The 12,328-nt window shown below is 69.1% G+C and carries 12 protein-coding genes and 2 pseudogenes; 7 read left to right on the top strand and 7 right to left on the bottom strand.

All coding sequences use genetic code 11. The annotated features are described in order from the left end of the window. Positions 1 to 266: 266 nt before the first annotated feature. Positions 267 to 371: pseudogene (locus AB0950_RS32015) on the top strand (IS5/IS1182 family transposase); the annotation flags it as partial. 148 nt (positions 372 to 519) lie between these two features. Here AB0950_RS32015 and AB0950_RS32010 read toward each other — a convergent pair. Beyond that, entirely contained in the window at positions 520 to 1,371 is an 852-nt protein-coding gene (locus AB0950_RS32010) for an oxidoreductase (RefSeq protein WP_366779972.1), read from the bottom strand. A 207-nt stretch (positions 1,372 to 1,578) separates the two neighbouring features. Here AB0950_RS32010 and AB0950_RS32005 point away from each other — a divergent pair, with 207 nt between their 5' ends. Then, entirely contained in the window at positions 1,579 to 2,451 is an 873-nt protein-coding gene (locus AB0950_RS32005) for a helix-turn-helix transcriptional regulator (RefSeq protein WP_360160403.1), read from the top strand. Between the two features lie 15 nt (positions 2,452 to 2,466). On the opposite strand, the gene AB0950_RS32000 is transcribed toward AB0950_RS32005, so the two are convergent. The 3 genes from AB0950_RS32000 to AB0950_RS31990 form a co-directional block, all read right to left on the bottom strand. Further along, positions 2,467 to 3,411, bottom strand: coding sequence for a YafY family protein (locus AB0950_RS32000; RefSeq protein ID WP_366779971.1), 945 nt, complete (start codon positions 3,409 to 3,411; stop codon positions 2,467 to 2,469). Between the two features lie 10 nt (positions 3,412 to 3,421). Further along, positions 3,422 to 4,375, bottom strand: a complete 954-nt coding sequence (locus AB0950_RS31995) for an alpha/beta hydrolase (RefSeq protein ID WP_366779970.1) — start codon at positions 4,373 to 4,375, stop codon at positions 3,422 to 3,424. Positions 4,376 to 5,073: 698 nt separating this feature from the next. Beyond that, a complete protein-coding gene (locus tag AB0950_RS31990) occupies positions 5,074 to 5,910 on the bottom strand; it encodes a LysR substrate-binding domain-containing protein (protein WP_360160406.1) in 837 nt (278 codons plus the stop codon). Between the two features lie 96 nt (positions 5,911 to 6,006). Here AB0950_RS31990 and AB0950_RS31985 point away from each other — a divergent pair, with 96 nt between their 5' ends. From AB0950_RS31985 to AB0950_RS31975, 3 genes are all read left to right on the top strand, one after another. Next, complete coding sequence (locus AB0950_RS31985; protein WP_360569429.1) at positions 6,007 to 6,501, top strand: cupin domain-containing protein; 495 nt, start codon at positions 6,007 to 6,009, stop codon at positions 6,499 to 6,501. 170 nt (positions 6,502 to 6,671) lie between these two features. Beyond that, positions 6,672 to 7,031, top strand: a complete 360-nt coding sequence (locus AB0950_RS31980; RefSeq protein ID WP_366779969.1) for a DoxX family protein — start codon at positions 6,672 to 6,674, stop codon at positions 7,029 to 7,031. A 296-nt stretch (positions 7,032 to 7,327) separates the two neighbouring features. Next, a complete protein-coding gene (locus tag AB0950_RS31975; protein ID WP_360160409.1) occupies positions 7,328 to 7,882 on the top strand; it encodes a DUF3291 domain-containing protein in 555 nt (184 codons plus the stop codon). 258 nt (positions 7,883 to 8,140) lie between these two features. Here AB0950_RS31975 and AB0950_RS31970 read toward each other — a convergent pair whose 3' ends face one another. After that, on the bottom strand, positions 8,141 to 8,902 hold the full coding sequence (locus AB0950_RS31970) for a hypothetical protein (protein ID WP_366780036.1): 762 nt from the start codon (positions 8,900 to 8,902) through the stop codon (positions 8,141 to 8,143). On the opposite strand from AB0950_RS31970, the gene AB0950_RS31965 reads away from it, so the two are divergent. After that, positions 8,784 to 9,338 carry a DUF6417 family protein gene (locus AB0950_RS31965; protein ID WP_366780034.1) on the top strand — a complete coding sequence of 185 codons (555 nt, stop codon included), beginning with the start codon at positions 8,784 to 8,786 and terminating at the stop codon, positions 9,336 to 9,338. The genes AB0950_RS31970 and AB0950_RS31965 overlap by 119 nt on opposite strands. Positions 9,339 to 9,500: 162 nt before the next feature. Here the strand turns inward: AB0950_RS31965 and AB0950_RS31960 are convergent. Further along, a pseudogene (locus AB0950_RS31960) lies at positions 9,501 to 9,804 on the bottom strand (SOS response-associated peptidase family protein); the annotation flags it as partial. 316 nt (positions 9,805 to 10,120) lie between these two features. Here AB0950_RS31960 and AB0950_RS31955 point away from each other — a divergent pair. Next, positions 10,121 to 10,831, top strand: a complete 711-nt coding sequence (locus tag AB0950_RS31955; protein WP_366779968.1) for a DUF4232 domain-containing protein — start codon at positions 10,121 to 10,123, stop codon at positions 10,829 to 10,831. A gap of 351 nt (positions 10,832 to 11,182) precedes the next feature. Here the strand turns inward: AB0950_RS31955 and AB0950_RS31950 are convergent, their stop codons facing one another. Then, positions 11,183 to 12,229, bottom strand: coding sequence for an alpha/beta fold hydrolase (locus AB0950_RS31950; RefSeq protein WP_366779967.1), 1,047 nt, complete (start codon positions 12,227 to 12,229; stop codon positions 11,183 to 11,185). Positions 12,230 to 12,328 lie beyond the last annotated feature (99 nt).

The following is a 12,328-nucleotide window of genomic DNA, read 5'->3' as shown; positions in this document are numbered from 1 at the left end:
AAGCCCAGCATGAGTTGGCTCAGGCACCGAGATCGGCCAGCCAGTGCAGCACCCTGAGCCTCGGCACATACAAGTACTCATCACCGTGAGTGATGACAAAGCGCTCGACACCGTGCAGGCGACGCCTGACGGGGTGTTTGGGGATCGTGAAGACGCCCGTGCCGTCGTTGTCGCCCGTGAGCAGGTCTCAATCGGTGGCTCCGTGAACGTCCGAGTGCCGGATGCCCGGCTCAGAAGTCCTGGGAGACCTACGCCCGGGTGCTGCGCGACTGAGCCTCTTCCGTGCGGTCGCGACTCGTTACGACAAGAGGGCCTACGTCTTTCACGGGACGGTCACCGTCGCCTCGATCCGGCTCTGGCTGCGCACTTGAGGTTCGTGTACGGTTTGCCGGCTTCCAACCGCCCGACGTTTCAGGCGGGTGTAGGCGGAGGACCGGCTGTGGTGGACCAAGAGCGGGCCTTCCTGGTGATGGCGGTCGCCGTCGAGGCCCCGCGCTGGGGGCCCGGCAGCGAGCGTCGTCAGGCGGATGGGCTGACGTCGTCGAAGTCGGTGGAGGCCGACAGTTCGGCCCATGCCCGCATGTCGCGCTCGAAGGCGTCGCGTCCGGCCTGGACGAGCCGGAGCGCGTCGGTGCCGAGGAGCAGGTGCCTCGGTGGCTGGTCGGCCGCCACGATGCGCAGCACCGCGGCCGCGGCCTTGTCCGGGTCGCCCGGCTGGTGCCCGCTGCCGTGGATACGCCGGGCGCGCAGCGGCTCGAACAGCTCGTCGTAGTCGGCGATCGCACGGGGTGCGCGGGTCATCGAACGGCCGGCCCAGTCGGTCCGGAAACTGCCCGGCTCCACGGCGGTGACATGGATGCCGAAATCGGCGACCTCCTTGCCGAGCGTGTCGAGGATGCCCTCCACCGCGAACTTGCTGCCGTGGTAGAAGCTGAGGCCCGGCATGGTGATCAGCCCGCCCATCGAGGTGACGGCGATGATGTGGCCGCAGCGGCGCTCCCGCATGTGCGGCAGCACGGCCTTGATCACCGCCACGGTTCCGTAGACGTTCACCTCGAACTGACGGCGAAGGTCATCCATCGACGACTCCTCGAAGAGGCCGTCATGGCCGTACCCGGCGTTGGCGACGAGTACGTCGACCGGGCCCAGGTCGCGCTCGGTCTCGTCCACGACCGTGTCCACCGCGTCATGGTCGGTCACGTCCAGGATGCGGGCGTGCGCGTCGCCGGCGAGCGCCTCGAAGGCCCGTGCGTCGGCGGGCGTGCGCACCGTTCCCACCACCCGGTGGCCCGCGGCCAGCGCCGCGCGGGCGAGTGCGCGGCCCAGGCCGGTGCTGACGCCGGTGATCAGGAATGTCTTGGTGTTGGACACAGGAGTTCCCTTCGTGCGATGCGAACAGAGGCCGACCGAGGGGCGGTTGGGCCCCGGCCGGTCTCGACCCGTTCCACTTCAGCACCAAAATCGGCTGCTGATCGGCTTCGAGGGGGTCCGCTTCGCCCCGGGGACGGCCGGACCGGGGGACTGCCAGTCCCCCTTTCGCGGGCCGCAGGGGCGATCTACGGCCCTATCGTGAACGGCATGGACCGCAACACAGCTCTCGGTGAGTTCCTCCGCTCCCGTCGGGCACGGATCACCCCGCGCCAGGCGGGCCTGTCCGACGACGGCGGCCCTCGGCGCGTGCCGGGACTGCGCCGCGAAGAGATCGCGCACCTGGCGGGCGTGAGCGTCGACTACTACGTACGCCTGGAACGCGGACGCCGACTGAACGTCTCCGAGACCGTGCTGGACGCCATCTCCCGCGCGCTACGCCTCGATCCCGTCGAACGCACCCATCTCTTCCAGCTCGCCAAACCCGCCGCAGGCAGGCCCCGGCGCACGGCGACGCGTCCACAGCCGGTCCGCCCGGGACTGCGCGACCTGCTCCGGATCCTCGAGCACACCCCCGCCCTTGTGCTGGGGCGGCGACTGGACGTACTCGCGTCCAACCAGATGGCACGTGCGCTGCTCACCGACTTCGACGCGCTTCCGCACCGCGAGCGGAACCTGGTGCGGTTCATGTTCTGCGACGAGACCGCCCGCTCGCTGTACACCCACTGGGACACCCACGCCCAGGACATCGTCGCCTCGCTCCGGCGCGACGCCGGACGCCATCCCCACGATCCACTGCTGGCCGAACTCGTCGGCGAACTCTCGATCAGGGACGAGGACTTCCGCCGCTGGTGGGCCGACCAGAACGTGTATCGGCACACGCATGGCAGCAAACACTTCCACCACCCGGTCGTCGGCCCGCTCACCCTCCATTACGAGTCCCTCACCCTGCCCGCCGACCCGGACCAGCGGCTGAGTGTGTACACCGCCGAGGCAGGCTCCAGCTCGGAAGAGGCGCTTCGGCTGCTGGCCGCGTGGATACGGCAGCCCGAGACCTCGCACGGGCAGCACGCGGATCATTAGACGCCTGCCACGTCGTCAGGTTGCCGGCGGTGGCCCGGTGATGGGCGGAGCTTGGTCGGCGGGTTGATACAGCTGCTGCCGGCGACGCCGTTGTTCGTTGCGGTGGTCATCAACCCGCTGACGGCGCGGACGACGGAGATCGGCCGTCGAAGGCGATGTCGAAGGCGATGCCGGAGGCCTGGAGTGCGGGCTTCCATCGCATGGCCCCCGCCCGGCGCCACCCGAAGCGGACTGCGGCTCCTCACTGCGGGGCGTGAGCGGAGCCAGCGTGGTGGGCTGCACCGCGCCGGCTGCGGCCGAGCCGCGCAGCAGCTCGGTCAGGTTGTGGCGGTGTGCTTGCTCGGTGGTTGGAGCTGCTGCTGTGATGCGGTCCAGCCGGAAGCCGCGGCCGGCCTGTCGCGAGCGGCACCAGGCGATGAGGTACCAGTGGCCGTCGGCGGTGAGCAGTCCGGCCGGTTCCACTACGCGGTCGCTTTCGTGTCCTGCCGCGTCGGTATAGGACAACTGCAGGACGGTGTTGGTGATGAGGGCCTGTTCCACTGCGGTGCGGACCTCGGAGTTGGACGGCGTGGGCAGCGCAATGATCCGTGCGGCCATTTCCTGTACCGCCGCCGAGGCAGGGCCGGTCATCGACGCTGCGATCTTCTGGGCCGCTGTGCGGGCCGCGCCGGCGTACGGGGCCCAGTCGTCGGTCGCGGCGAGGGCGACGGCCAGTGCCGAGGCTTCCTCGGGGGTGAAGTGCATCGGAGGCAGGGTCATTGCCGGGTCGATCGACCAGCCCCCGCCGCGTCCCGGTGTGGTGCGCACCGGGACGCCGGTCTCCAACAGCGCCTGGAGGTCACGCTGCACGGTGCGTGTGCTGATCTCGAAGCGCGAGGCGAGTGCCGCAACCGTCAGCGGCCGTGGCGCCGCCGCGCGCAGCTCTTCCACCAGTGCATACAGCCGGGCAGTGCGGTTCATGCCGGTGACGCTACCGTCCTGTGGTGGACAGGAAGGATTGCTCACGGCGCAGTTCGCGTTCGGTGATGGTCAGCGGGAAGAGAGTGAAGCCGTGCATGGCGCCGGCGACGACGCTGTGCTGCACGGGCGCGCCGGCCGCCTGCCACCGCGCGGCCAGGAACAGCGAGTCGTCCCGCAGCGGATCTTCGGTGCCGACGACGATCCGGGCGGCCGGCAGACCGGCCAAGTCGGCGAACAGCGGTGAGACGTCGGGATCCCGGCGCTGTTCTGCTCCCATGCCGGGTGTGAACATCTCGTAGGTCCGCCGCAGGGTGTCGGTATTGCTCAGCAGCCGCTTGGAGCCGAATGATCGCTGGCTCGGCGTCATCGACAGGTCGTAGGGACCAAATAGCAGGTTGGCGGCCTGAAAAGCGCCGGTGATGCCGTGCCGGTCACGAAGGCGCAGCAGCGTCACGACGCTCAGGTGGGCACCGGCCGATTCACCGCCGATCAGCAGCCGCTCGGTGCCGAACTCGGTCGCGGCGCGGTCCACCAGCCACCGGGCGACGGCTTCGCAGTCGTCGGGCCCGGCGGGGAAAGGGTGTTCCGGTGCGAGGCGGTAGTCCACGCTGACCACGGCGAGCCGAGTCTGTTCGGCGAGTCGCCATAGTCTTTCGTCCTGCCCGTCTGCGGAGCCGAACGCCCAGCCGCCTCCGTGGAAGTGGAGGTACACGCCGTCGACGCGGTGGGGTATGAACGTCCGGACCCTCACCTCACCGGCGACGACGCGATCTTGACCCTGCGGCAGTCGCACTGGTGGCGTGTCACCACCGAGCCGGTTGCGTCGCAGGGCGGCCAGCGCGGCTGTGTCCGGCATCTCCTCACGCGCCGGGCGGCTCGCGGCAGTAGCCTCGAATTGCTCGTTGAACGCCAGAGTCTCGGCCAGACAGTCCTTATCGGTGATCGTCATGCCGTCGACAATCACAGCTGTCCGCGACAACCCCCTGTCACCGTTTCCGGGTGAGCTGCACCACATTTCCGGGGCGCCACCCGGATGGGCTCTGGCTCAACTTCTGTGGCGGGCTCACCGACCGCAGTGTCGGTGGCATGTGGCGGGATGGCCGCGCGGTGTAGGCCTCCTGGTGGGAGCCCGTTCCGATGCCCGTGTACTCGTCGCTGACCCACGCTCTGGCGGAGGCGTTGGTCGATGTCCTCTGGTTCGTCGACGCGGGCAGATCCTCCTGCCGGACAGCCTCGAGACAGTCCGGCAGGCACTCGCCCCGTCGGTCGGTGAGCATGAGCGCGGAACCCGGGTCGACCAAGCCCCGCACCCCGGGCACGCGGCGCCGACCGTGGTGCAATGCGCTTCAACGCGCACTATCTGGATGGTCACGTCCACCGATAGCACCGCGACGTCCGCGATCGACGGGAACAACAGCTCCTCCAGCCGGAGCACGACCTCTTCCACAGCCCGGATCTCAGCCCAACCGCCCACTCCAGGGCTCCAATTCGGGCGACTTGGAAGCCGCGGCCGGAACGCTCAGACGCCACTCAGAGTGGCCGCTGCACGAAATGTGCCAGAGCCTGAGAAGGGGCAGCAGATGTTCACCACTTCTGGAGGCAGTCCCGAGGGCCGCAGCGTTCGAATTGTTCACGAGCTGCCGCAGCACCGGTTGCTGGTGCTCAGTGGCGGTACGCGGCCGTCGCGATCTCGATGAAGGATCGGATCAACGGGTTGGTATTGCCTTCGTTCCACACCGCCACCACTCGGCTTGGCGCCATGTCGATCAGCGGCACCACGGCCAGCTCTGCGGGCAGGTCGTGCCCGAGCGGGGCCAGGCCGACCGTGCCGTTCCACAGCACGGCCTGCAGGCATTCCTGGACGGCGCGGACCACTGGGCCCTCGCGCGGCCTGCCGCCGTTCCAGTACGACTGCCAGATGGGGTCGGTGCCCTGTGGGAACTGGAACCAGCGGCGTCCACTCAGATCGGCCAGCCGCAGCCGGTCGCGGCGGGCCAGCGGATCGTCGGCGCGCAGGACCACCCCGACCGGATCGGTTCGCAGCACACGCACCGTCAGGGCAGTCTCGTCGAACGGCGCCCGGGTCAACGCGACGTCGACCAGTCCAGTGCGCAGCCCGCACGTGGGGTCGGTCAGATCAGTGTCGCGGATGCGGATGTCGATGCCGGGGTGGCTTCGGCGGTAGGCGGCGGCCAGCCTGGACACTCCCGGGTCGCTGCCGTCGCCCAGGATACCGACGGTGATGATCGCGACGCCGGCCGCCGCGCTCACGCGTACACCGACCCGGTCGGCATGGTCGAGCAGGGCCCGCGCCTCGTCGAGCAGCACCTCGCCTACCGGCGTGAGCGTGACCCCGGCAGGCGAGCGGACGAACAGCAGGGCCCCGACATCGGCCTCCAACCGCTTGATCGCCCGGCTCAGCGGCGGCTGACTCATGTGCAGTCGGGTGGCGGCTCGGCCGAAGTGGAGTTCCTCGGCGACGGCCACGAAGTAGCGCAAGCTCCGTAGCTCCACGCTGCCACGATACTCATGGGGTATCAGCGCTGCGAAATGGGTCTTGGACACTGGCGGGACCCCGGCGGTGCACTCGTGAGCATGACCGAAGAAGCAAAGACCAGCGAGCCGCAGACCGACCCCGCCGTATCAGTGGTGGGTCCCGGCGGCGGCGAGACGATTGTTCTGGGCACCACGCACATGCGCGTTCTGGAGGACGGCAGCCACACCGGACATCGCCTCGCGATCGCCGAGTCCGTCCTCGCCCCGCGCACCCAGGGACCGCCGCAGCACCGCCACGGCCAACACGACGAGGGCTTCTACATCCTCTCCGGCACCGTGCGATTCACCGTCGGGGACGAGGACTACGACGCCACCACGGGCACGCTCGTGATGGTTCCGCCCGGTACCCCTCACACCTTCGCCAACCTGACCGACCAACCCGCCGTCATGCTCAGCACATTCACCCCCGACCTGTACCTGCAGTACTTCCGAGACCTCCAGGAAGTGCTCGCCGACGGCCGGCCGCTGACGCCGCAGGCCAATATCGACGCGATGAGCCGCTACGCGACCGAGCCCGCCACCGACCTCGCCTGAAGTCGACGGAGGGGAACGGCCCGGCCGCCCCGCCTTTCGACCGGCAGGGCCGTGGCGCTCCCGCCCATGTCCGTTCCCTCGGACGACGGACCGTACCTTCTCCAGGGGCTTCCCTGGCATTCGACGCAATCGACGGGTCCCCGCGAAGCGGTGGCCCAGGAACGGGAACCATGAACACCGCCTATTGGATCGTCGCGGGACTGCTCGCCGTCTTCTACTTCTACGCAGGCACGCTGAAGGTGATCCGCAGCCGCGATCAACTCCGACCGATGATGGCCTGGGTCGACCGCATCCCCTTGCCCGCCCTCAGGGCGCTGGGGACGGTCGAAATACTCGGCGCGACCGGCCTGATCCTGCCGCCACTGACAGGCATCGCTCCCTCGCTGGCGCCGGCCTCAGCCATCGGCTTCGTACTCCTGCAGACCGGCGCGGTCACTGTCCACCTGACCGGCGAAGACCGCCGGATCGCACTCAACGTCGGGCTCATCGCCACCGCGGCCCTGACCATCTGGCTGGCCACCGGGTGGTGATCGAGCACCGTCCTCGCCTGGGTCATGCCACTGCACGACCAGCCGCCCCACGGCCGCGAGGGCCTCTGCAAGAGGCCACTTGAAGAGGGAAAACGCAACTTCGACAAAGTCTGCGGAGGTGGTTATCGTCACCTGTCATTCGGCGGCGCCCACAGTCGCATAGGAGTTCCATCAAGCTGAGTCGATCACGCCCACAACTCTCCACCCGACGGGCAGGCCATCGAATCGAGTCCACGCCCGGACGGCGAGACCGTCAGGGACTTCCCCATCAGGCCCACTCGGCCAGGGAGAGACGCATGCCCCATCTTGCTCTGTACACGTTCGGCGTCCTGAAGTCACCCCTCACCGATCCCGCACCTCTTGTTCGGGAGTTCTACGAGACCGGTGAGGCCGTCTACCGGGAGATCGGCCGGCAGCCCGGATATATCACTCATGCTGAACCGGCACACCACGTCCAAGGCGTACTCTTCGACGCGGACTGGGGTGAATGGGGAGAGTTTGTTGTTCCGGCCTGGTACGGCAAAGGCCGCAGTGCGGAAACCACCGCCCTGGCCGCGACCCTCTCACTCTGGAGCGGCCTGCGACCCGCCTTCGATGCCATCTACACCGGCCTGCACCGCGTGGCGCTCAACAGGCGTTACGACTGGTTCGAGCGGACAGGGCACCCGGCTTACGTGTTCTGGTGGGTCCCCGACGGCGCGATACCTACCTGGCAGGACGGGGTTTCCAGGCTGGAGCACCTCCACGAATACGGCTCCGCGCCGTACGCCTTCACCTTCCACCGCTCGTTTGACCCAGGCGGAACTCCGACCAGACTCGAAGGCGTCGGAACGAAGAGCGAGGTTCGCTGACTCGGAATTCTGAACGACGGGGTTCGCTGTGAAACGCCTCGACTGGATGACGGCGGCCATGGCCAGTCGGGGTGCGGAGCCCGTTCGGAGGGTGTTGCGTTACACGAGGTGGCCGCCTGTTTACCGCGCCATCGGCCCTGCGCATGCCCGAAAACCTGCCTCTCACCGGCCGGCTGTGTCGGCAGAGCCGGTGTGGCGCCAGGATCAGCAGCAGCCCGCGGGGCAAGCGCGTCCGGGTCGGGCGATTCCGTTCCGGCCTCAGTGTGAGCGTCTACCGGTGGCGTGGGCGTACGCGTCGCGGATGGATGTCGGTACGTGGCCGCTGGGGCCCCAGTTCAGAGGGCAGCCGTGCTCGGCGGCCCAGGTGCGAATGATGTCGGCGTCGGTGTCGGGGCCCAGGCTGAGCGAGCCGCGGACGGTGTAGGCGGGCAGTGGGGCATGCATCGCACTGCTTTGGGGCAGGCACAGCCCGAAGTGGTGCTCGAGCACGGTGAGAGTGAGACGGTGGCCGCTCTCGGCTGAGCCGGGGCGCGCAGGTTGGTGCCTGGTCCCGTCTGGGGTCAGGATGCCGCCTGCAACGAGCGCCGGCAGCAGATGGTCCGGATCCTGGCCCCAGCGATGTGCTTCCCGCCCGAGGCCGAAGCCGCACACCGTTCGACCATCACGCAGATAGGTGACCTGCGCGGGCGGGTGATCCGTCATCGCCGCGTACTGGAGGACTTCGAGGCCACCGCGTGATGCTCTGACGGCCAGGTCGTTTCGCCCGGGGTCGGCCAGGTGCAGCACCGCGTACGACCAGGCACCACACGCCGCAACCCGCACCACGTCGCTGTCGCCGCTCTCCGAGCGGTGGAGGAGAGAGGTGACGTCGGGGCCGGTCAGTTCCACGGCGGTACCGGGCGTGCCACCCATCCGCACCGCCAGCTCTTCCGGGCTGGCATCCCGGGCGAACACCACGCTGTCCAGCCCTTCGTCCTGGTCGGCCAGCCATCCGATTCCCTCACACACAGGCACCCCCACACGCACAGCGAAGACCGATGCCAGGCAGCGTATCCAGGGATACCCGTCGTGCAGTTCCAGACGTGCGCTGCGCGTGCCGCCGGCCGAGGGCCTGGTGCAGCGAGTGCGCACAGCGCATGTCGACCGACCGGGCAAACTGTGGTCGCTGCGCCTGATGGCGGAGCAGATCGCATCGGTGGCCTACGCCTTCTACCTGCGCACAGTGGGAAGTTCTGGCACGGAGGCGAACCGGTTTGCTCGCGAGTACGGCGCGCTTTCCGCCCGGTCCGTTCGACGAGCAGTGTGCGGGTGCCCCGGTTGCCTTGAGGCAGGCTCCGCCGTCTTGGCTCTCGCCGTTCGCGCCGGACACGCGTGCGCGAGCCGGTGCCGCGTGGCGTCACGGGCTTACCGGGGGCGCCACTCGTCTGGTTGCGTGTGCGGTGCGGCGATTCGGTGATCCGCGGCTGTGTCACGGGCGGGAACGTCCTCCTGGTGGTGGTCTGGTCGCAGCGGTGCCGTGGTCCGGTCCCCGAGCCGGTCGCGGCACCGCCAGCTGCGGGGGAGCGATGGCTGCCAGGCCTTGCCGGCCAGGGCCGGCGTACGCAGCCACGCCCGGTCGTGCCGTGGAGATCGGACGGGCGTCCAGATGTCCGTCGGCGGGCTGGCCGAGGAGAGCACGCAGTTGGTCGGGGTCTTGGTGCGTGGGGCGAGCCAGGCCTCGTAGCGGTCCTCGGTGAGCGCCAGGGGCATGCGCGGATGGACGCGGCCGGCTGCGTCGGTGGCCTCCGTGCTGATGACGGTGCAGGTCATCAGCCAGGCGGCCGGGTCGTCGTCCTGGGTGCGGCCGGATCGCGCCAGTACTCGGACAGGCAGGCGAGTGCCATCACGTGATCATTCTCGGGGTGGATAAGGTACGGCTGCTCGGTGCCAGGGCTGGGTGTCGCGGGGGGCGCGTACGCGGTGAACCGCTGGCGAAACGTTTTGCGGACCGGGGTGAGAGCGCCTGGTGGCCTTTCCTGTGCCGCAGCAGTCGGAGGCGCTGCGCCGCTGACGGGTATGGCGTGAACACCGGCGTGTGCGTGCGCCCAGTTGCCTGTAACTGAATGCGGACAAACCCGAGTGAACGACGCTCGCCCCGGCGTCATCTCATGGGGTGCAGCGAAACAGCCGATGCGGCCGGTCGCCCTGCGGGAGCAGGGGAGATGCCGCGTCCTGACAGACCATGGGGGAGCTTTCATCATGACCACGCACCGTGCCCGCCGTACCGCCCGTTCCGCCGCTCTGGCCGCCGTCACCATCGCGCTGGCGTTGGGCCTGACCGCCTGCGGCGGCGCCGGCCACGGCTCGAAGGCGGCGGGCGTCGACCACACCGCTGGTAGCGCCCCGAGCCGGTCCGCGTCCCACGGGGACGGCAAGGGCAGCGCGGCGCAGACCGACAGCGGTGGTGCCCCCAAGGAGGGGGCCGGCTCGGAGACCGTCTCGGGCGGGACGCAGGAGGTCGCGAGCAAGGACACAACGGCCGACGCCCAGCCGTGCCGTGGGGACGAGCTGCTGGTCACCGCGGTGCACCGGTTCGCCGGTCAGCAGGGCGACCACCTGCTGCTCACCGCGGCGAACGAGGGCACCAAGCCCTGCTGGGTCACCTCGTACCCGGCCGTGGTGCTCGACTGGAACGTCGACAACGTCGCACTGCCGCACTCGAACAAGGACAACCCGGCTGGCGACAAGCGCATCACGCTGCGGCCCGGAGGCACGGCATACAGCGCGGTGAACCTCTTCGACTACGGCTCGAAGAACCGCACGGCGCAGTCGCTCGCCTTCGCGCTGCGCGGCGCGGACGGTCACAACGGCCCCTTCTACTCCGTCGTCATGAAGGACCAGAAGCAGCAGTTCAGCTGGAACGAGGCGGACGTGCTGAACTGGAGCACCAAGAAGCCGTACGACTTCTGACGGCACGTCGGCCAGTGACGCGTCACCGCCTTCCAGACCGCCCTGTGGACCCCGCTGGCCTGCCTTGCCGACCCACGCTCAACTGGCCGATTGCAACGGTCAGTCATAGTCCTCGGCATTCCAGCGACACTGTTGCGAATGCGGCTCGGATGTGGACCTTCACGCCCGGGGTCGAGTTCGCGTAATTCCCCAGCCTCGGGCTGCCGCTGGAAGCGGGTCCGCCCCGGGCTCCGGCAGCCGCCGCATGACGACCGACGTCGATCGGTGTGCGCGTCGGCGTTCTCGCCCGCGCCAGGACCCAGCATCTGCCGTGGCTCGGGAGGTTCGCCAGGCATTAGCGGCGTCGGAGGGTTACTGGGCGGCCGGATCAGCGGTCCGGCCGCCGACCTCGTCCAGCCAGTCGAAGATCACCTTGAGCGCCAGGCCCTGGTTGCCGATCTGGCAGTGATTCTGGGCGTGCTCCGCTTCCGTGAAGATCCGGGCGCTGACCGATCGTGCGGCGGTCAGCGTCAGCACCTGGTCGCCGAGCATGTGCAGCGGCACGCAGTGGTCCGCGGCGCCGGCCAGCAGCAGGACGTCCTGGGTGACTCGGTGCGAGACGTCGTCGGTGCGGTACGCGCGCCAGGCCCTGAACACCTCGGTCGCAGTGGCAGTGCCCATCACACGCTTGCCCTGCGTGACGAACCACTCCGTCAGCAGGTCGGTCCTGCAGGCCTCCTCGATGGCCGCGTCGAATACCGGCGCGGGAATGTTGTCGAAGTTCGCCGCGATCGCGCCGAGGCCGATGGTCTCGAAGAGCTTGCTCGAGGCTTCGAGGAGGTCGGGGAGGATGTCCCAGGCGATGACCCGGCTGACCCGGGGCTCGCGGGCGGCCGCGCGCATGGCCAGGCAGCCACCGAGGGAGAAGCCCGCCAGAGTGACGTCGGACAGGCCGAAGTGGTCCAGGACGGCGGCCACCGGCAGGTGCCAGTCCGGGGTCATCGGCGTGCCCGCGTCCAGCACCGTGCCCTGGCCGGGTCCGTCGAAGATCACGGTGTCCAGCCCGGCGTCGCGCAGGGCGAGTGCTGCGGGCAGCCATTCCGCGATGTAGCTGTCGTACCCGCCGAAGACGACGATCGTCCCGCGCGGCTGCGCCGGGGTGAAGCGGTAGGCCGTGAGCTGTGTCGCCTGGTAGGGAACCAGGTGGCGATCGGCTGCGGTGATGCCGTTTCCGGCCTCGGCGTTGTCCAGGAAGCGCTGCCGGGCAGGCTCGAACCGCGGATCGTCCGGGCGGAGGAAGAACTGCGCCGCGCGGGCGTAGTAGGCGGCGGGCAGGTGGCGCTCGGCGGACAGCGACTCGTCGCTGAGTTCCAGCATCTCCCGTGTCCAGTCCACGTAGCTGTGGATTCGAGGCGCCACCGCCTGAGCTGTCCTGGGTTTCGTAGAGTGCGGTGGTCTTGTTTCAGGCGGGCTGCTGGGTGGCTTCCTGTTGTTGCCACCAGCCGCGTTCGTACTCGG

Source organism: Streptomyces sp. NPDC007189, from assembly GCF_040703635.1.
GTDB lineage: Bacteria > Actinomycetota > Actinomycetes > Streptomycetales > Streptomycetaceae > Streptomyces.
The sequence above is the reverse complement of the archived record's forward strand: the minus strand, read 5'-3'. Positions and strand labels throughout refer to the sequence as shown.